The sequence below is a fragment of the Paenibacillus sp. FSL R7-0204 genome (genome assembly GCF_038002225.1).
Classification (GTDB): domain Bacteria; phylum Bacillota; class Bacilli; order Paenibacillales; family Paenibacillaceae; genus Paenibacillus_AQ.
In genome coordinates this window covers 6,108,618-6,128,422 of the sequence record NZ_JBBOCA010000001.1, presented here as the reverse complement: position 1 = coordinate 6,128,422, position 19,805 = coordinate 6,108,618, and the positions used below count along the sequence as shown (strand labels likewise).

The window sequence follows — 19,805 nt, the reverse complement described above, 5'->3', positions numbered from 1 at the left end:
GAGTCGGGAGGACCTATGAAACTTCCAGAAGCCAAGTTAGATAAAGCGAATGTAGAAGAGCTGTCAAGACTCAGTTCAATGCAAGAAGGAATACTATTTCATCATATAGCCGATTCGGGAGCTGCATTGTATCACGAACATTTGAGCTTCGGTATCCGCGGATACGTGGAACTGCCGCTCCTGCGCAAAGCATTTAATCTTGTGATGCAGGCCAACGATATTCTGCGTTCAGTATTCCGTTGGGAGCACCTTGATTTTCCGGTAAGGATTGTGCTGAAAAATTTTTCACCTCCCTATGAATTGTTTGATTGTACCAATATTCCTGCTGAAGCGAGAGAGTCGGAGCTAAACAGCATCAAAGCACAAAATAACAAGGCAGTGCTTGACCTAACGGCATCTCCGTATCGCATAGAGATCATCCAATGGGCAGACCATACAGTCAATGTTCTGTTTTCATATCATCATATATTACTGGATGGCTGGAGCTGCTCCATCATTCTCAGAGAATGGCTGGACCTATATAAACAACTATGTGCGCAATCAGCACCGTACCTAAGGTGTAAATCATCATATAAACAATATGTAGACTGGCTTCAAAATTATAGACTGGAGAGTGAGCATGACCAATACTGGAAAGAAGAAGTTGGGCCTTGGGCTGAAACTGCTCTGTTTCCCGGTTCCCACAGGACATGTGTTGAGGAAGTTCCCGGGAGGCGTTCATTCTCATACTGTGCTCCAGAAACATTTTCAAGCCAAATGGACTGTTTTTTGCAAAGCAGAGGGATCACCTTGGCCTCATTTGTCTATTGTGCTTGGGGGTTATTGCTGCACCGTTACACTGACAGCCATCGGGTGATGTTTGGAACGGTTATATCCGGCCGTCCGGCCCATTTGCCTGATATTGAATCGATTGCAGGCCTTTTCATGAATACAGTTCCGTTTGTCTTGGAACTGGGGGAAGCAACGGAGACGGTTGATGAGTTGTGCAGACGGGTCATGCTGAAGCTCAGTCAAAGATCCGGGCATGAATGGACGCCGCTGGTGAAGATCAAATCATTTGCAGGCCGTGAAGAATTGCCTGATTTATTCGAATCAATCATTGTCGTGGAGAATTACCCTATAGATGAAGGTTTTCAGAATACAGGAACGGAGAGCTTGTTTCATTCCTTTGAGCTTGAAGAAAGCAACCACTACGATCTTACGTTGAAGATCATCCCTTTTACTGGTTTACAATGGCAATTGGAATATAATCCACAGCGCTTCCGGTCCGACGAGATTCAGCAAATAAGCAGTCACTTATTTGCTGTTATGCAATGGATGATTGCGCACTCAGACCGGTATGTAAATAGTATGGAATTTTTGATGGAACAGGAAATAAAGAGTTTGTACTCCGGGCCCGTTCATCCCGTTCCTTTCTATCCGGGTACATTAATGTCCGAGTTTCTAATCAGCGTCAGCCGGTATGCTGAACGTGAAGCAATGTGCAGTGCTGACGCATCTTTAACCTACAGACAGTTCTATGAACGAATTTCCAATCTTGCGGAAGCACTTGTCGTCGAGTTTAACGTTCAAAAGGGCGATGTCATTGCAGTTATGATGAACCGGTCGGATGGTATGCTCATCAGCATATATGCCATAATGATGGCGGGTGCGGTATATGTCCCCATTTCACCGGAGGACCCGTATGAGCGGGTGGAGTATATTATTAAAGATAGCCAGGCTACAACATTATTGTTCGATGAATCCTGCCGGGAACAGATGCGGGACAGACTGAACCAGCAGCTTAAAATGCTGTCTGTAAGCAGGGTAACAGGTAAGGCAAGCTCTCCGTTCATCCCCCGGTGTGAACCGGGCGATCCAGCTTACATAATATATACCTCTGGTTCTACAGGCCGGCCTAAAGGGGTCGTCGTTGAACACCGGCAGGTTCTTCATACATTGCAGGATATGCAGGAGTGCTACCCCGTCGGGATGGATGATACCCTCTTGTTCAAAACCACGTTTACTTTTGATGTATCCCTGGCAGAAATTTTTGGATGGTTTTGGCAAGGAGGCAGATTGGCCATTGCCTCGGCTGAGGCGGTTAGAGAGCCTGGGGGATTTCTTGAGTTGCTCGATAATTATCGAGTTACTCATGTCCATCTGGTTCCTTCCTATCTGGGGGTATTACTGGAGTTCCTGGAACAGCGAGAGGCTGTTATTCCGATACATTGGAGATACATATTTGCCGCCGGAGAAGCATTACCGTTAATGCTCTGCCGGGGCGTATTCGAGCATCTGCCGAAAGTGCGGCTAATAAATCTGTATGGCCCAACGGAAGCAGCAATATATGCGACCATGTATGAGGTACAAGCCGATGTTCTCCAGTCGAATGTTCCTATTGGACGTCCGTTTCCCCATTGCCGGGCAATGGTAATGGACTCGCACCAGCGTCTAATGCCCGCCGGGGTTCTGGGTGAGCTTTGGCTGTGCGGACAAGGTATTGCCAGAGGTTACATCGGTCAGCCGGAACAGACCAAGACACGTTTCGTGCCTAATCCGCTGAATCAGGAAGAAAGATGCTACCGGACCGGTGATTTGGTACGAATGCAAGCCGATGGTCAGCTGGTATTTGCCGGACGTGCAGATCATCAGGTGAAGGTCCGCGGGTTCCGCGTTGAACTTGAGGAAATTGAGAGCTGTGCGCTTGATCTAGGCGGGATTCAATCCGTAGCCGCCGCAGTGAAAGAAGGCGTCGCAGGGCACAAGAGCCTTGTATTATATTATGTGGCCGGTGAGCCTCTAGATGATGTAATTCAGGCGCATCTTGCCCGGTTTTTGCCCCGTTATTCCATGCCCAGTTATTATGTTGTACTAGATGAGATGCCGGTACATGCAAATGGAAAAATTAACCGGAAAGCGTTATCCGGATTTGCACAGAGAACGGCTGAAGATACAGGATCGGAGCGGTTGATCCCCGACGATGAACAGGAGAAGATCCTTCTTAAGGTGTGGAGTGAGGTTCTTCATCCTCAAGGAATGATTTCTAAACAGCATGATTTTTTCAGTCTTGGCGGCGATTCAATTAAAGCCATGCAGATTGTTTCAAGAGTAGGTAAGAACGGCTACTCACTGAAGGTTCTGGATGTACTTCATTATCCGGTTCTGAAGGAATGCGCACAGCAGATGAGGTTGACCCGGATGCCAGACCAGTTCATGGAATATGACGGCGGGCTGGTGAAGTTGACTCCGATTCAAAGAACTTATTTCGAAGAAATGGGTGGCAGTGAATTCTTTTTTTGCCAAGGGTTAGTGCTGCAGAGTGCTGAAGCTGTTGAACCGAAAGTGCTGAAGGAAGCCTTGAACCGGTTGGCAGCCGTACATAGCGCTATGCGCATGGAATTTAAGCTTGAAGGAGATCAAATTGTCCAGCGTAGTGGCAGCCGTCAGGACCTCTGCCCATTAAAGGTTACAGATATAAGCGGGTTACCTGTACCGACAGATACCATGTTGCAGGAACTGGCACAAGACATTAATGTATGGAACGGCCCCCTGGCACGAGCGGGATTGTTTAGGACGGAGACCTGTGATTTCATTGGTTTGGTGTTCCATCACTTAATTATAGACGGCGTCTCCTGGCGGATTATTATGGAGGATCTAGATGCTATGATTAATGCCGTCAAGGCGGATATTCAGACTGAATTGCAGGCAACTTCGGTGTCATACTATTCCTGGGCTTCCCGAGCCGAAGGCTATTTTGACCGGGAAACTCCGGAGAATGAATTGTTATACTGGAAAAATGTGAGTGACGATTTCAAGGCCGAAACTCTTGAACTTCCAACTGGAGGAATATGGAGTGAGAGGGGCGAGCTCACCGTTGAATTCAGCATGGGAGAGACCCGCAAGCTGCTACATGATGTAATGGAGAATAGACGGGTGAAGATGGATGAGTTTCTGTTGGCTGCTCTCTCTAGGGCCCATTGTCTCTGGAGCGGTAGGCAGATCTTGTGGGTGGATATCGAAGGCCACGGCCGACATGAAATAATATCAGGGGTAGATGTATCCCGTACTGTCGGATGGTTCACCACTATTTTCCCATTTATGCTGGAATGGAGCAGGGGTTCGGAGGATAACCTTGAAGGGCTCACTCAGCGGCTGAGAAGCGTGCCCAATCACGGTATAGGTTATCCATGGATCAAGGAACGGTTTTCTCCTGTCCTGCCGGGGATTTTGTTCAACTATATGGGGGAACTAGATTCGCTGAATGCTTCCGGACTGCAGTTGGTGCCCGGCTCATTTCAGTCGCTTGTACATGAGGAAATGCCCGTTCGGCATGCACTGGTTATGAACAGCTCAATTGAACAAGGGAGACTTGTCATTCGTTTGAACTATAGTCCAAACGCCGGGGATGTGCAGGCCTTTTCGGAACATTTAAAAGAATCATGTCTGTATCTTTGCGGTGCCGGCAATAGTGCATATCCCTATCCGCTCTCACCGGCACAACTGGGTTTGTTGCTCTACAAGCAACTTGATGAGCAGTCCTCTGTTTACATGGAACAGTTGTGCGTCCATGTGGCAGGTACTCTGGATGCCCATAAATTAGAAGTCGCTTACAAAAAGGTGGTTGCCCGCCACGGTATCCTGCGAAATATTTTTAACTACGACGACGAAGATGAGCCGGTTCAAACAACCCGTGATAGTATGTTCTATGAATTTCACATGGTTGATTGGTCGAATATGGATAGCCGTTCGGCAGAACTTGCCTTAACTGCCTTCAAAGAAACAGATCGCAGACGTGGTTTTAATCTGCGCATGGAACCTGCGATTCGCACCAATATTTTCAAGACAGGTCTTGAAGAATACTATATCCTTCTAAGCTATCATCATATCGTGATGGATGGATGGAGTTTGGCTGTGGTACTGGAAGAGTGGATGCAGGAATATTATCGGTCCGGGAGCATGAAAGAGCTGGCTGTACCTGCAGGTTATCAGCGTTTCGTAGATTGGATCGGGCAACAGGATCATGTGCAGGCTAAAAACCATTGGAAGGATTATCTCGCCGGATATTCGGGTGATGGTTCCCTCTTGTCTTCCAATAAACGAAATTCGGGCAAATCAGGAATATCAGAAGTAAAACGGTATACGATGGATACTGCGTTAAGTGCAGGAATACACCGGCTTGCCGAAGGGGCAAGAACCTCCCTTAGTGTGGCCATTCAAGCACTTTGGGGAATTTTTCTTCATAAATTTACAAACCGGAGGGATATCGTATTCGGGTGTGTCACTACTTTACGGCCATCCAGCGGAGCCTTTGAAAAGGCAGTGGGCCATTATTCAAGTGCGCTTCCGGTACGCTCGATAAGTGAGGAGGGAGAAACCTATTATCAGGTTGCTCATAGACTCCAAGCCGATCTATGGAATAATCAGGTCTTTGGATTCTTGCCATTATATGAAATGCATGTGGCTGATGTATCCGGAGAATGGTTTGATCATACGCTCTCATTCGATAACTACCCGATTAACCAAGACATGCTGGCGAAGAATCAGGATTTGCGGGTAGAACATATTGAAGTTACGAGCCGTCCGCACTATTCGTTTAACCTTATGTTTGAACTAAAGGATGGCAGCATCGCAATGAATGTCGTCTATCATAACGGGCATTTCAGCAAGGAAGAGATTGACGAGATAATGACACGATTTTTTATCGTGATCGGGAAAGTTTCAGCGTTGCCGGAGCGTCCGCTCTCAAAACTGAACTTGCTAAATGAAGCGGAAACCCAATTAATGCTGGAAAGCGGAATGATCCATTCCCCGAACAGAAATGGCGATTATCTTCTACACAGGCTTTTCGAAGAAAGTGCCGCAAGGTTTCCGGATAACGTTGCGCTGACATATGCTGGAAGCCATATGACCTATGGCCAGCTGAACGAATATGCAGGGCAGGTAGTGAAGGAACTGCTTCGTCAGGGGATGAGGCCGCAAACAATCGTTGCCATTTGTCTGGAACGCTCGTTTGAGATGGTTGCCGCAATTATGGCGGTGTTAAAGGCCGGTGGCGCCTATTTGCCTTTGGACACCGAAATGCCGTATGCCCGGATGAATTTGATGCTGGAAGACAGCGGAGCAGAAATTGTGCTGGTACACAGTTCAATGTCGCAGCGCTTTGGATCGGAGATCTGTCAGGTTCATATGGACAGGCTTGATAGCAATTCTCCCTGCTCAGAGTCGGATTGCCGGACGGTAGATATAGTGAAGGAAGAAGACCTTGCTTATCTCATCTATACTTCTGGAAGTACAGGTACCCCTAAAGGAGTAATGATTGAGCACCGGTCCATTGTTAATACCATTAGCTGGCGAACCAGAACCTACGGTTTTGGACCGGAGGATGTCGTTTTGCAATTGCCTTCAGTGTCATTTGACAGTTCGGTCGAGGATATTTTCAGTGCATTAAGTACAGGGGCACGATTAGTTCTGCTGCCTCAGGAATCAAGGATGGATTTGGCCTACATCAGACAGACCCTGCTACAGGAGCAGGTAACTCATCTGTTGATTACTCCGGCTTTTTACAGAGCCATGCTGTATGAGATTCCTGATGCACTGTCGTCTCTGAGAAGTGTCACTTTGGCAGGAGAAGCCTTTGGAGAAGAACTAGTGAGACGTCATTATGAATGTCTGAGTCATGTGCAGCTATACAATGAATACGGGCCAAGTGAAAATAGCGTCTGTTCTACTGTTTACCGGTTTGACCAGGAGCGGCAGGAGGTTCTGCTGGGCAAACCCATCGACAATGTGGAATGTCTTGTTGTGGATAGGGATATAAATCCGCTTCCTGCAGGCATTACCGGGGAGTTATGCGTTGCCGGATCAGGTATTGCGAGGGGATATCTCCATCGGCCGGAACTGACGGAGGAATGCTTCATTAGTCATCCGGTTTTTCCTGAGAAGACATTGTACCGAACCGGAGATTTGGTGCAGTGGACCAGCGGCGGTGAGCTCCGGTTCATTGGCCGAAAGGACCATGAAATTAAATTGAGGGGAATACGGATTAATCCTCTGGAGCTTGAGTTGAAGATACTGGAATATCCAGGAATCGCAGAAGCGATTGTTATGAAGCGGCAGAAGGCAGCGGACAGCGCTATTCTGGTTGCATTTATAGGTGCTGAACAACCAATCGATAAGGAGAAGCTGGAGCAATGGCTGGCCGGATATTTTCCTGCCGCCTTGCTTCCTTCGTCTTATTCAGTCATGAACCGTCTGCCGGTTAATCAAAACGGGAAGATCGACAGGGGCGCACTTGAAGCCCGCGTGCTACCCGGCGCCGTATCATCAGGTGCTGCCCTGGACCCGATGGAAGAAGAAATTATCGGAATCTGGAGAGAAGTTCTTCAAGTGCGGGAGCTCAATCCGGAGAATAATTTTTTTGAAAGTGGAGGTAACTCTATATTGCTTACCCGCGTGCACTTGAGAATAGAGGCACGTTATCCGGGTGTACTCAGAATTGTGGATTTATTTGAGCATCCAAGTGTCCGGCATATGGCGGCGTTGCTCAAAAAGCGGATTAACCGGCCGGTATTGACCTGGGTGAACCCGATGCCTGAACAATGGCGGGCACTATCTGCGATTCCTTCCAGCACAGAGGAGTATGGGAAAGTCATAATGGACACCGGAGTTGATGCAGTTAATGGTCTTAATAAATTTGCTGCAGAGGGGAACCACAGCCTTCAAAGCGTATTGACCGTTCTCTTCTTGACGGCATTGCATCGTTCCACTGGCCTGGATCCGCTTTCCTTTGCTTATATTTCTCAGGACCGGCGGGTTCACGGAATGACCTACCGGCCGCTTGAAGCCAAAGGAATGCTGGATGCATTACGCCAGTCGGAGCACATGTATGCACGGATGCGGAACGAAGAGGGAACTGAATGGGCACAATCAATCTTTCAATCCTCTCCTGAAGCCGGGCAGTTTATCCCGGCGCTCGTCTTCGGCGACACGCTTCCCGAGTGGAGCCAGGAAAGGTTGTACTTTGATCTGATTTGCTGCTGTACATGGGAAGGCGAGCATGGCCTGCAAATGATTTGGCTGTATAATCGTGAGCGGATTAATTCTCTGGTTGTCAATCAGGTGGCAGCTCAGTGCAGCTATGCTGTTCAACGGTTCGCATTGAAAAACATCGGTGAAAAGGCCGGCAGATAGGAGGAACACATTGCGGAACTTGGCTTATGTATTCCCTGGGCAAGGCGCACAACATGTAGGAATGGGCAGAGCTTTATATGATTCTTGCCGCGAGACTAGAGATTTGTTTCATGAATCTAGCAGGCAACTGGGTTTTGATTTAAGAGAATATTGTTTTGATGGCACATTAAGAGATATGAGCCTGCTTGACCATGCACTTCCTGCCATCTATGTCATAAGCATCGCCTGCTTCAGAGCTTTTTATAGAGATATAGGTATCCGTCCGCAATTCGTCGCCGGTCATAGTCTTGGTGAATACTCTGCGTTGGCCTGCAGCGGTGTAATCACCTTCCAGAACGGATTGGAGCTGGTGATGGAGCGCAGCCGGCTGGCGATGCAGATTGCCAGGCAGGAAGACGGATACATGACAGTGATTGACGGACTGGCCGAAACAGAGGTAGAGCAAATATGTCAGAACGTGAAGGCAAAGGCCGGGGGCACGATTGGAATCGCTTGTTTCAATACAGATAATCAGGTTGCGGTATCAGGGTATGCTCCGCTTCTGGAGCAAGTAGAGTCGATAGTTATGGAGCAAGGCGCAAGCGTGACTCCGCTCTTTACGGGCGCCCCGTTTCATTGTGCCATGATGGAGCCTGTAGCAATGGAGATCCGTCAAAGGATAAGATCCATTGAATTTTGCCGTCCCAAATTTCCAATTATCATGAATACTACTGCACTGCCTGCAATAGATGGCAATACGATAGCCCATTTAATGGAGAAGCAACTGGTGATGCCGGTGCAATGGAACAAAACGATGCAATTCTTAAATCAGCGGATGGACCAAGTTGTGGAAATGGGAACAGGCCGGTTGTTATCGGAGTTATTCGGCAAGAGCGGTCTTCCGGTTCAATGTCTGTCTTATGCCTCGCCTTCCGAGCGGGAAAACCTCTTGAAGGCATACAAGGTCCTGCCCGGAAAGGCAGGAGTGGCTGGCAAGGGATACACCTTCAATGTGGTAGCCGGCTGTCTTTCCATTGTCGCCACTACCCGCAATGATAATATGGACCCCCTTGCTTATGAGCAGGGGGTATCTGAACCTTACAAAACGCTGGCTGCGTTGCTGGAAGAAGCGGAGAAAGCCGATTGCTATCCCGATAGAGAAGTATCGTTGAAAGCGTTGAGGTGTCTTGATCTGATTTTGGAGACGAAGCGTGTTGAATCGGAGATACAGCAGAGGAAAATCATGAGCATGCTCCATGCGACTGGGTTAGAATACCTATTCCCGGAATATGCAGAAAGGATGCTGTTATGATTAATGATTTTCGTATTGATCAATTATTTGAAGATGAAGAAAGCGGAGCATTACATACCTCATGCACAGACGAACTCAACGGTGAGATGGATATTGCTGTAGTGGGAATGTCCGTCCGAATGCCGGGTGCTTCTTCACTGCAGCAATTTTGGGAGCTTATCCAGTCTGGTGCAGACTGTGTGGGACCGATTCCGCAGAATAGAAAAAAAGATGTAGAGGATATTCTGGAGCATTCTGGCAAGCCAATTGACGGACTTGTGTACGAAGAAGGCGGTTATTTAGAGAGAATAGATGATTTTGACTATTCTTTTTTTAACCTGTCACCCAACGAGGCTAATTTAATGGATCCCAATCAAAGATTGTTTCTTCAAACCGCATGGGCTTGTATTGAAGATGCCGGTTACGGAGGCAACGCCCTGAAAGGGAGTAACACCGGTGTATTTGTGGGCTTCGGGAATGAGAGTGAATACAAGCGGATTATTGACGAGGGGTATCCTGACTTGGCTTCAATGGCGGTTGCGGGCAATATCCAGCCATTCATTGGTTCCCGCATTTCCTATCTGCTTGACTGGAAGGGTCCTTCCATGCTTATTAACACAACCTGCTCTTCCTCTCTTGTTGCAGTACATATGGCCTGCCAGAGCATCTGCAGGGGGGAGAGTGACCAGGCAGTAGCCGGAGGGGTCAAGATCAATATTCTTCCGGTCCGAAATACCTGGATTGGCGTAGAAGCAACAGATGGCAGAACGCGCTCCTTCGACGAAAACGCTGAGGGTACCGGTATGGGAGAGGGGGTTGCAGCAGTAATGCTGAAACCGCTTCACCGGGCAGTGAGGGACAAGGATTCCATCTATGCAGTAATCAAAGGAAGTGCCATCAACCAGACTGGCAGCTCAATCGGTTTGACTGCGCCAAATTCGGAATCGCAAAAGGATGTTATCGTGAGGGCGTGGGAGGCTGCAGGCATTGATCCATTGTCGATCCGCTATTGGGAGGCACATGGTACCGGAACCAGGCTCGGTGATCCAATTGAGATTGAAGCGATTTCCAAGGCCTATGAATCCCGATATATCATGAACAGACAGTTTTGCGCTTTGGGTTCCATCAAAGCAAACCTGGGCCACCTTGATAATGCGGCCGGAATAGCGGGCCTTGTCAAAGCAGTCTTAACTGTGAAGTATGGGAAACTGCCGCCTCTGACCCATTTCCAATATCCTAACCGCCAGATTCAGTTCTCGGATACGCCGCTTTACGTGAACACCGAACTCTCTGACTGGAAGCCGGACAACTATCCCAGAAGATGTGCTGTAAGCTCATTTGGGATTACCGGAACCAACTGCCATGTAATATTGGAGGAGGCTCCCGAAGGCAAAGCAGACGAAATGGCTTCCCAAGGACAAGCAGCAGTTTTCACACTATCAGCACTTATTCCTTCTGCGTTATCAGAATCCGTCAGAAGCTGGAGGGAAGCAATACGGTCAAATGCCGATTGGAGAGCTATCTGCTATATTTCTAACTGTGGAAGAGGACATTATAGCAACCGCGTTGCCTTTATTGTCAGAAGTCATAAAGAGCTGGAAGACAAGCTGGAGCTGTTGGAGGAGAGGCTGGAGGCAGATGTATCCCGCAGCATTTATGTTGCACTAACTGATGAGAATGAACGCAGCCCTCATAAATCCTCTGTAAATGAAAGCGACGGTTTAGAGTATCCGCTACAGGACTACTATCATCAAAACGAGCTTGCCCGTCTTGAACAGTTATGCCAGTCGTATGTTGAGGGGCTAAGTATTGCCTGGGAGAACTTGTATAACGGGAGGGAACAGCAAAAGCTTCATTTGCCAACGTATCCGTTCCAGCAGCAACGATGCTGGCTTCCTGATCCGGGTGTTAGTGAACAGTCTATCCGCCTGCTTGCTCCCGTATGGAAAGAGGCAGGCATTCCGCTCGCACAGCCTTTAAACGTACCCTTTATGGACGGGGGAGCAGTCCTTGTCTTCAAGGACCGAATGGGGAAATCTCAACCGGTTATAGATCACTATCGATCCTTGAAGTATCTGGTAGTTGAGGTAGAGGACACAGGGGAGGGCTTTGAACAGACTGGTGAGTTGAAATTCAAGACTGGAACTGAAGAAGACGCATACCAGTTGTTGTGCAAGTGCTTGGAGCATTTAAATATTATCCAGATTATTTATATGAGCGCATTGGCTGCTACCGATGAACGGTCAGATAGTGCCCACACGCAGCGATTAGCCAGGTCAACCGGGAATTTCTTTTATTTCAGCAAACATTTTATGAAGCGGAAATTCAACAACCCGATTGATGTGACCCTCATTTCAAATTATTGCTATGAGATCACCGGTGACGAATCGGACCTGCTGCCCGAGAATGCGGCATTGTACGGTCTAGGAAAAACCATTCGCCTGGAAAGCCCGCTGCGCTGCCGTTGTATAGACATAGATGATGATGTCACGACGGAGCAGATTTTACGTGAGCTTGCCTGTACTTTCGACTCGTATACGGTGGCTTACCGGAAGGGTTGCAAATACGTTGAAAGCTGGAAAGAGGTTGAGCCTGCTTCGGGTCCGCAGCAGCAGTTGGAGCTGGATTCCCGGGGGATTTATGTAGTTGCAGGAGGAAGCGGAGGAATCGCGTTAGAATTGATCTCCGATTGGGCGGAAGAAATGCCCGCTGCTTATGCCCTTATCAGCTCCACAGGATTTCCTGAACGGACGGCTTGGCCGGCATTTGGAAAGGAACAAGCAGATCCGGTGCTTGCCCGCAGAGTGGAAGCTTGCAGGCAAATTGAAAGCAAGGGCTCCCGTTTGTTTTTTTATACTACCGACATAGCGGATTCCAATGCGCTTGATGTAACTCTCAATCAGATCAGAACAGAGCACGGACCCATCAAGGGTGTGGTACATAGTGCTGGCCGCGGAGGCGGAGGCTATATTTTTAATAAGTCAGCAGAAGAGTTCTGGAGAGTAATGGCTCCCAAAGTAAGCGGAACACGGAATTTGCATAATTTAACAAGTCAAGATCCCTTAAACTTCTTTATCCTGTTTTCCTCGGTTACCACTATATCGGGGGGATTGGGTCAGGGGGATTACACCGCGGCGAACCATTATCAGGATGTATTTGCTGATTACCGGCACAGAACGCATCCGGATCAAATTACATTATGCATTAATTGGTCGGCCTGGGAGGATACAGGGATGGCCGGCCAGCATAGACATGACAGAAGTAGAGATATCTTCACAGCTCTTCCGGTAGCCAGAGCCGTGAAGGCCTTTCGACAAGCGTTCCGGCAGCCTTACAGACGCGTGGCTATCGGAACGATTAGAGAGAACGGACACATATACGGTCTTACACCGGACAGCTTAGGTATCGGCTTGTCCACAGAGCTGCGGAGTCAACTGGACAAAGAGAAGAAAAGGCCGACCCTAAAGCCTGCTGCCAGAACAGAGATTGTTGGTAAACAAGAAGAGCATTTACAACAGATCGAAGAACAGATTGGCCAAGTCTGGGCTGATGTGCTTGGTTACTCCCGATTTCATATTGATGACAATTTCTTTGAAATCGGCGGCAATTCCATTTACATCACAAGAGTTTACGAAAAGCTGCTTCCCCATTATCCGGGAGTTCTGTCCATGGCAGATCTTTTCGCTTATCCCACGCTAGCTAAGCTCGCAGATTACATTTATGCACAGGCTGAGATTACTAAGGAAGTCATTCATTATTCCGATGATATAAAAGGAGAACAAAGCATTGCTATTATTGGTCTGTCAGGGGTATTTCCATATGCGGAGAATGCGGACGAGTTCTGGGAGAATATTGAGCAAAAAATGGATTGCATCCGTATGTTCCCGGAAGGAAGAATCTCTGATAGTACGCCGTTTCAATGGCTGACGGCAAACACCGGTACGGAGAATTCCTATGTGGAGGGAGGTTACCTCAACCGGGTGGATGCCTTCGATCACAGGTACTTCCGGATATCGCACAAAGAAGCTAGTCTGATGGACCCGAATCAGCGGATATTCCTCCAGCAAGCATGGAAGGCGATAGAAGATGCCGGTTACGGGGGCGACAGCATAAGGGGAAGCAAAACAGGCGTCTTCGTAGGGTATATCGGTCTCCCTGTCTACGGACAGGTTGTTTCGTTGCTGGAACCGGAATCAGCCCCACTGGCTTTGGCGGGAAATGTAACATCCATTATTGCCAGCCGTATCGCCTATTTGTTGGATTTAAGGGGTCCCAGTATGGTCATTGATACAGCCTGCTCCTCTTCACTGGTTGCCATCCATAGGGCATGCCTAAGTCTCCGTAATGGAGAATGTGAACAGGCTATAGCGGGTAGCGTCAAAATAATACCGCTTCCGGTAGCAGATATCAGCGGGGTTGGGATTGAATCATCAGATTATAAGACCCGGACGTTCGATGATGCTTCTGACGGAACAGTATGGGGTGAGGGCAGTGCAGCCTTTGTCCTGAAACCGTTATCAACGGCGGTGAGGGATGGAGACCGCATCTATGCAGTAATTAAGGGAGGGGCTGTCAATCAGGACGGAAGCTCATCGGGAATCACAGCTCCAAACCCTCTGGCGCAAGAGCAGTTGTTAGTTGATGCTTGGAAGGATGCCCGGATACCTCCGGAGTCCATCGGTTACATTGAAGCCCATGGAACAGGCACGAGACTTGGCGACCCGATTGAGATTAGCGCCATCACCAAAGCATTTGAAAGATTTACCGACAAAAAACAGTTCTGTGCCATAGGTTCGGTAAAGACAAATATCGGCCATCTCGATCACTGCTCCGGGGCGGCAGGTTTATTAAAGGCGGTTATGGCTTTGCAGCATAGAACCATTCCCGCTACGCTGAACTTTCAGAAACCGAATCAAAATATCGACTTCGGTAATTCGCCTGTGTTTGTTGCAGACAAGAGTATGCCTTGGATCGCCGATGCACCATTACGCTGCGGTGTCAGTTCGTTTGGGCTTTCTGGTACGAACTGTCACCTTGTATTGGAGGAAGCTCCGGTTCAAGAACTTACAGTGCTCAAACCGGCCGGCCAATCGGAACTCTGTACAATTTCGGCGGCGAGTGCGGAGGCGTTTACGGCACTTGTGAAGGATTATGTGTACGAGCTGCGTTATGGTTCTTCCGTGGATCTGAGGCAGATTTCGTTTATTTTGAATTCCAGAAGAGGACATTATAGCCACAGGGCCGCTATGGTCGTCTCCAGCATTGGAGAATTGATCCGTATCCTTGAACAGTTCTTGATAAGAGGGGCATTCCATAGGCCAGAAGAGGGAATCTTTTATCGAGGTGAACTTAGCCGCGAGCAATTGAAGCAAGTTCCATGGTGTCCACAACCGGGGGATGACAGAGAACTGCTGATGCGTTTCGGGGAATATTATGTTGATGGGGGATGGATCGACTGGAGTCAGTGGTACGAAGCAGACCCGCCGGCCAAAATAAAGTGGCCTGTCTATCCATTCGCAAATACGCGATGCTGGTTTGAAATAAACAGGATTGTGTCTATGCCATGGCTGAGTTTGAAAGAAGAGAATTCTCCAGCTAACCTACAGCCCGCAGATCCGCCTGATAAAGAGACTGGTAATACCAGAGCACGCCTGGCCAAAATCTGGAATGATATTTTGGGGATCGAGAAGATAAATACCTCAGGTCATTTTTTTGATCTTGGCGGTGATTCTCTTTCAGTCATGGTGCTTTCCTCGAAAATCAACAAGGAGTTTGGATGTCATTTACCAGCCTCACTGCTGTTTGAAGAGCCGGAATTCATGAAACAGGCAGTATTGATAGAAGAGCAAAGCTGTATTCAGGAGAAGAACAACCGGAGAATCGGTTTCTCGAAGAGGAGTGCTTATCCGCTTACTCCTTCTCAATTGAATGTATATATCCACCAGGTCATTTCTGAAAATAAGACCCTGTACAACGAAACTCATTCCTATCGGGTTATAGGAAGGCTGGACAGTTCGAGGCTGGAGAGCGCATTTCAAAGCCTGATCCGTAGACATGGTTCCCTCCGTACCTCCTTTGATATCAGGGAAGGGGAAATTGTGCAGCTGGTGCACGAGAATGTTGTATTTAAGCTGGACTCCAAAACCATAGGCAAGTCTCAGATCCGCAACGCCGTAAATGAGTTCATCCAGCCCTTTGATTTGAAGCAAGCACCTCTTCTCAGAGCCTGCCTTTTGGAAGTGGAGGGGGAAGAAGAACAAATACTGTTATTCGATGCGCATCACATTAATGTGGACGGCAAATCAATGGAGATTATGGCGACAGAAATTAGACAACTCTATGGCGGTGCCAGTCTTCCTCCGCTGCAAGTCCAGTTTTCGGATTATACGGTATGGTTCAATGAGGAATATTTGCACAGTGAGGAATTCAGGAAGCAGCGCGCATACTGGCTGAAAGAGTATCAATCCAGGTCTGCTCCAATGGTCTTTCCTTTTAAGCGATGGGGAAATGAAGATGGGGGTACGGTAGCCTCGGTATACGCCAGCAAAAAGTTTGAAGTTAGCTCTACACTGATTCGGACAGCAGCATCTGACACTAATACCACATCGTTTATTCTTGCAGTAGCTATTTTGAATATTGTACTTGCTAAGATTTGCCAGACGGATGATATTACAATAGGATATCCCGTACTAGGCAGACCAGCGGAAGAGGTACAGTCTTTGATCGGTATGTTTACCAATATGATCGGCATCCGTAATTATTTGTCTCCGGAATTGAATTTCAACGAATTTGTTGACAGGGTCCGGCAAAAAGTAGGGAGCTCGTTAGATCATCAAGAGTACCCGCTTCAACTGATAATGGATGAATTGGCGGAGACTCCTTCTTCTCGCAGGGATCCGCTATTCAACACGGTGATTGTCTATGAAGTCTATGAAGAGGACAAGGGCAGATTCCAGCACGATGAAATTCAGCTTGCACTTATGGATAATGATCACCGTAGTATGCGTTTTGACCTTCTTTTACATGTAGTTCAAGTCATTGATGGCTGGAGATGCAGTTTCCTGTACAATCCTGCGAAGTTTGAAGATGGAGATGCTGAGTTGCTGGGTGCTGAGTATATTAGTGTATTGAAGGAGGTTTCGGCAGCTTGCGGAACCACAATTGGTCAATTGACAGGGCTTAGCCGGACGGATCATATTTCAGGCTCTGAAAAAGTTGAGAATGAGATTAGTGTAGAGTTCGAATGGTGATGGTTAAGGCGCCTATTTTAAGGAGGAAATATGGTAATGAAAATTGCACTGCTTTTTCCAGGACAAGGGGCGCAATATATAGGGATGGGGAAAAAATGGTTTGACAGTTATGAAGTTGCCGCCAAAACATTCAAGGAATGTGACAGTGTCTTGGGGCTCCCCCTTTCCCGCTTGTGTTTTGAAGGCGATGAAAAGGAATTGATGCAGACAGAGAATGCCCAGCCGGCGATTCTGACCGCAAGCATTGCCGCGTACCGTATATACCGAGAAGAAGGAGGTCCTCAGCCCCATTATCTGGCAGGTCACAGTCTCGGAGAGTTTACTTCACTTGTGGTTAGCGGGGCAATTTCATTCGCAAATGCTGTTCAACTGGTCCGTATTAGAGGGCAGCTTATGAGCGAGGCCAGCATTGGCATCGCTGGTGCAATGTCTGCAGTATCTGGGACGGATAAGGAGCTGGTTGAGCATGTTTGCAGAGCATGCTCGGATGAAACGGCGCAGGTGGCTGTCTCCAATTATAATTCAAAGTCCCAGTGGGTGATCTCAGGGCATGGGTCTGCGGTGTCGCGGGCGGAGGAACAACTGCAGGCTTCAGGAGCCAGGACGCTCCGGTTAACGGTCAGTGCCCCTTTCCATAGTCCACTTATGGAAGAGGCCTCGTTAAAATATAAAGCTGTGCTGGACAAGATGGATTTCAACCCGTTGACTATTCCCGTCATTTCCAATGTACATGCCAGACCTTATTTGAACAAAGAAAGTATACCTGCATTTTTGTCGAGACAAATCATTGAACCCGTTCGTTGGAGCGAAACCATGCAATTTCTCGCTTCAAAGGGAATGGAGACGGCCGTGGAGCTGGGCCCAAGAAAAGTTTTGAAAAACCTGTTTAAAGATTTCCCCTCTATTCGGACATTTGCCTTTGACAGCGAGGAAGATTTGCAGGAATGGAAGGCTTTGAATGTTTCGAAGGATTTGAGTGCAGAGGATGCTACATTAAAGCTGATCAGCCGGTGTCTGGCAATCGCCGTATGCACTCGCAACCGTAATTGGGATCAAGAAGCGTATCAAAAAGGAGTGCTGGAGCCATACCGCCGGATCAAGGAAATGGAAGAGCAATTAACCAGGGAAGGTAAACCAGCCGGTGCCGATAAGGTTCAGGAGGCCATTGACATGCTGCGAAGTGTGTTTGTAACCAAACTAACGCCTGCTGCTGAACAGAAGGAAAGGTTTGAGCAATTGCTTCAAGAAACACAAATCAGCAGGGTTTATCCGCAGTTTCACGATTTGGCCAATCCTGAGTTGTGCAACATATAAACGCTTGATTGACCCGTTACGAGTCATTACGAATATGAAAGGACAAGACATGGGTGAATGGAAATTGTTCTACCGCCGGCTGCTGCCCTACTTAAAAGAATATCGCCGGCTGGCGGCCATCAGCATTTTTTGCGCGTTACTGTTTGTCTGGATCGACATTTCACTAGCTCTATATATGAGGAATTTAATAGACTATGCTATGGAGAGCCAGTATCGGAGTTTGATCATTTATATTATTATTACGGTTGTTACTGTAATTGTTGGTTTTCTGACTAATATTCTTAGCATTAACAGCTCAGGCAAATTTGCCGCCTACATTACGCAAGTAATTCGAAACGAAATCGTTGGGAAAATTCCTGATTTGCCGGTAACTTATTTGGAGAAACAAAAAACGGGTGAAATGATATCCCGGATCATGCAAGCAGGTGAGACCCTTCACTACTTTTTAAAGGACCGGCTTCCGACATATGTTCACCAATTCACTAGAGCAATCGTATGCTGCTTCATACTGGCGTTTATCAGTTGGAGATTGCTGCTGGTCAGCTTAATAATATTCCCGTTTGCTTTCTTAATCAGTAAACGATTGAGCAATTCCATAGGCAAGCATATTGTTTCGGCTCAGCACAATGCCGCCGTCAGTGATTCGGTGCTGGCAGAGAGTATTCATGGCAGCGAGATTGTAAAAGCATTTAACATTTTCGGTTTTTTGGAAGGCAAATACAAACGATATCTGGAAGCTTCGATAGCCGGAAATATTCGGGCATTGAGAATTGAGAGCGCCATTATTCCAGTAAGCATTGCCCTTGGGTTGGTTCCTTTGATGTTCTGTGCGGTATATGGCGGGTATTTGGCATATAATGACCAGATTTCGGTAGGGGAGTTAATGGCGTTCATTCAAATGCAGAATTATTTAAACGAAGCACTCAATATGTTGCCTGGCTTAATGGGCGAGATCCGTAAATTAAGAGACACCTCTAATTATTTGTTTGAGCTTCTGGAGGAGAGCGTTGAACCGGAGTTTGGGACGGATACTACAGTGGCATTGACCCCGGCCATTCATTTTGACGAAGTTTCCTTTTCCTATGGAGGGATACCGGTTCTTCAGGATGTAAGCTTCTATGTGCAGCCTGGAGAACTGGTTGCGGTTGTAGGACCTAGCGGCAGCGGGAAGAGCACACTGCTCAAATTGTTGTGCGGTTTCTATACACCTCAGGCCGGCCGGATCATGATTTCGGAAGTGGAGCTCGGGGAGTTGGGAGGCAGAGCATTGCGCAAAGGTGTAGCGCTTGTTTCTCAGGACTCCTTTTTATTCCCGGGAACTATTGGTGAGAATATTTGTTGTTTCCAGGAAGCCGATTCCCAAAGGCTGACTCAGTCTTCGGAAGTGGCGGGCCTGGATATCCCACTCGATAGCTTGGCTGGTGAGGGAGGTCAATTGTTATCCGGCGGGCAGCGCCAGCGGGTTGCTATAGCTAGGGCGCTCTATAAAGATGCTCCGATCCTGCTTTTGGATGAAGCCACATCTGCGCTTGATGCAGCATCAGAAGCCAATTTTATTGAGAAGCAGGGAGCATGGAACAGGAACAACCGTTGTACTATTGCAGTGACCCACAGATTAGCTTCAGCCAAAGATGCGAACCTCATTCTTGTGATGGAAAAGGGGCGGATCGTTCAAAGAGGGACACACGCAGAATTAATGAATTCTGGCGGTCTCTACTATCAATTGTACATCCACCAGTCACAAAAGGGAGGGGAGTATGAGGCCGACCTATTCTCCAATGAGGAGGTTGCCCATTGAT

5 protein-coding genes are annotated in these 19,805 nt (G+C 47.8%); all 5 read left to right on the top strand.

What is annotated here, in order from left to right:
- The first annotated feature begins 15 nt into the window (after window positions 1-15).
- Genes MKX42_RS26555 through MKX42_RS26535 form a run of 5 tightly spaced genes read left to right on the top strand, consistent with a single transcriptional unit; the run spans window position 16 to window position 19,804 of the window.
- Window positions 16-8,172, top strand: coding sequence for an amino acid adenylation domain-containing protein (locus MKX42_RS26555; RefSeq protein WP_340755890.1), 8,157 nt, complete (start codon window positions 16-18; stop codon window positions 8,170-8,172).
- Between the two features lie 10 nt (window positions 8,173-8,182).
- Window positions 8,183-9,463, top strand: coding sequence for an ACP S-malonyltransferase (locus tag MKX42_RS26550; RefSeq protein ID WP_340755889.1), 1,281 nt, complete (start codon window positions 8,183-8,185; stop codon window positions 9,461-9,463).
- Complete coding sequence (locus MKX42_RS26545; protein WP_340755888.1) at window positions 9,460-16,692, top strand: beta-ketoacyl synthase N-terminal-like domain-containing protein; 7,233 nt, start codon at window positions 9,460-9,462, stop codon at window positions 16,690-16,692. The genes MKX42_RS26550 and MKX42_RS26545 overlap by 4 nt, the downstream gene beginning before the upstream one ends.
- Window positions 16,693-16,728: 36 nt before the next feature.
- Window positions 16,729-18,006, top strand: coding sequence for an ACP S-malonyltransferase (gene fabD / locus MKX42_RS26540; RefSeq protein ID WP_340755886.1), 1,278 nt, complete (start codon window positions 16,729-16,731; stop codon window positions 18,004-18,006).
- Window positions 18,007-18,040: 34 nt separating this feature from the next.
- Window positions 18,041-19,804 carry an ABC transporter ATP-binding protein gene (locus tag MKX42_RS26535; RefSeq protein WP_340755884.1) on the top strand — a complete coding sequence of 588 codons (1,764 nt, stop codon included), beginning with the start codon at window positions 18,041-18,043 and terminating at the stop codon, window positions 19,802-19,804.
- Window position 19,805: the final 1 nt, after the last annotated feature.